Source organism: Bartonella sp. EBT8 (genome assembly GCF_055796165.1).
In genome coordinates this window covers 1-1,611 of the sequence record NZ_JBTTDJ010000064.1, presented here as the reverse complement: position 1 = coordinate 1,611, position 1,611 = coordinate 1, and the positions used below count along the sequence as shown (strand labels likewise).

Here is a 1,611-nt window from a genome sequence, read left to right as displayed (position 1 = left end):
TAAAACGTGTTTACACATGTAAACTTCTTCGTTATCGCGAAAATCTTCATAGTCACAAACGTCCGCATTGCCGTAAATCTTAGCACTATCTCTAATCTTGGCATGCCCGTGAACTAACGCATTGTCATAAACTTTAGATTGATTGAAAACTTCGGCATTGCCATAAACCTTGGCTTGTCCGTAAACACGTGCTTTCTTGTAAACCTTAGCATCCCCATAAATGCGAGAATTGCCGTAAACTTCTGCTTTGCCTTTTACTACTGCATTCCCATAAATTTGCGCCTCACCATAAACATGAGAATTATCAACCTTGGCATTACCGTAAATCTTTGCATGATCATAAACATACGCATCATCGGAAATTTGTGCATTTTCGTATACTTGTGCATGTCCAAAAACACGAGCGTTCCTATCAACCCATGCATCTCCAGAAATACGAGCATTGCCATAAACGTACCCATCACTAAAAGGTCTATCCGAACCACCAACCCAACAATCGCCCTCATGGGATAGGTTGCCCTCATGCTCTATATAACCACCTAGATCACCTTTCTTTACTTTGCCAAAACTTCTCAATGCGCGTATACGTTGAAGTGACACTCTATGATGTAAAAACTGGGCAGGTTGTCCAAGACTAATCGCCTGTCCTATGAATTCATATTTCTTTTCTACAGCCATCATCATCTCCTTATGACTGCAAAGCGGTGCTATGTTCACAAGTGTCTTTAACACTGGAACTTTTTACAAATTCAGTCATTGAGGGGGTTTGTTTATTCCATAAGGATTCCAAAAGATAAGCAACCGTTCCTCTTGAAGGAACACCGTACTTCTCCCAACGCCATACTGTTGATCTGTTGACCCCTAATAAAGCCGCCATTTCATCGATTGTAAGATTAAGACGTTTTCTCAATTGTTTTGCTTCTATTTTCTTCATAAAAAATAATATGCGTTATGAGTATTTTAATGTCAAGTCGAAATGCATACCAATTTTATGCAATATGAGTAACATGAGGAGATAAAAATGCTCGATAAAATAACAGACCAATCGTCTAGATTGATAAAAGCACGCTTAGTACGTGGTTTTAAAAGTGCTAAAGAAGCCGCCAGATATTTTGGATGGAACTACTCTAGCTATATACAACATGAACAAGGACTTAGAGGAATATCACGCGCATCTAAAAAATACGCAAAGGCATTTAGAATTAGTGAGGGATGGTTGTTAACTGGAGAAGGAGATGGTCCCTCCTTTCCAGTCTCTACAATAGAACAAACTATCGAAGAACAAATTAATGATCTGCTGAAGAAAACAAGTCGGAAAGATAAAGAAACAATTCTTCATCTTTTAAGTCGCCTAAATGATGAAGAAAAAAAATAAAAGCTTTTTTTCTTTCATAACTAACAGTAGAAATTAATTGCATTATTTGATTACTTAATTCCATCTCACTTCTTGTTTTTTTCATAACCTTTCCTCTCTTCATTTGTAGAGAATTGTTAATTAATGAATATCTCATAAAGAGACTCTTTATTAAAAATATACATAATGCATACTTTTTTTGTTGACACGTATGCATTATGAGTATTATATATGCCTCATACCTTAGAAATTAATTC

At 36.4% G+C, this 1,611-nt stretch carries 3 protein-coding genes; 1 reads left to right on the top strand and 2 read right to left on the bottom strand.

All coding sequences use genetic code 11. From position 1 onward, the window contains the following. Positions 1 to 678 (bottom strand): LbetaH domain-containing protein (locus tag AC0QT4_RS09050; RefSeq protein ID WP_473201336.1); only part of this gene is annotated, 678 nt, incomplete at its 3' end. A gap of 10 nt (positions 679 to 688) precedes the next feature. Then, complete coding sequence (locus tag AC0QT4_RS09045; RefSeq protein ID WP_473201335.1) at positions 689 to 934, bottom strand: helix-turn-helix domain-containing protein; 246 nt, start codon at positions 932 to 934, stop codon at positions 689 to 691. A gap of 87 nt (positions 935 to 1,021) precedes the next feature. On the opposite strand from AC0QT4_RS09045, the gene AC0QT4_RS09040 reads away from it, so the two are divergent. Next, positions 1,022 to 1,375 (top strand): XRE family transcriptional regulator, encoded by a 354-nt coding sequence (locus AC0QT4_RS09040; RefSeq protein WP_473201334.1) that lies wholly within the window; start codon positions 1,022 to 1,024, stop codon positions 1,373 to 1,375. The last annotated feature ends 236 nt before the right edge of the window (positions 1,376 to 1,611 follow it).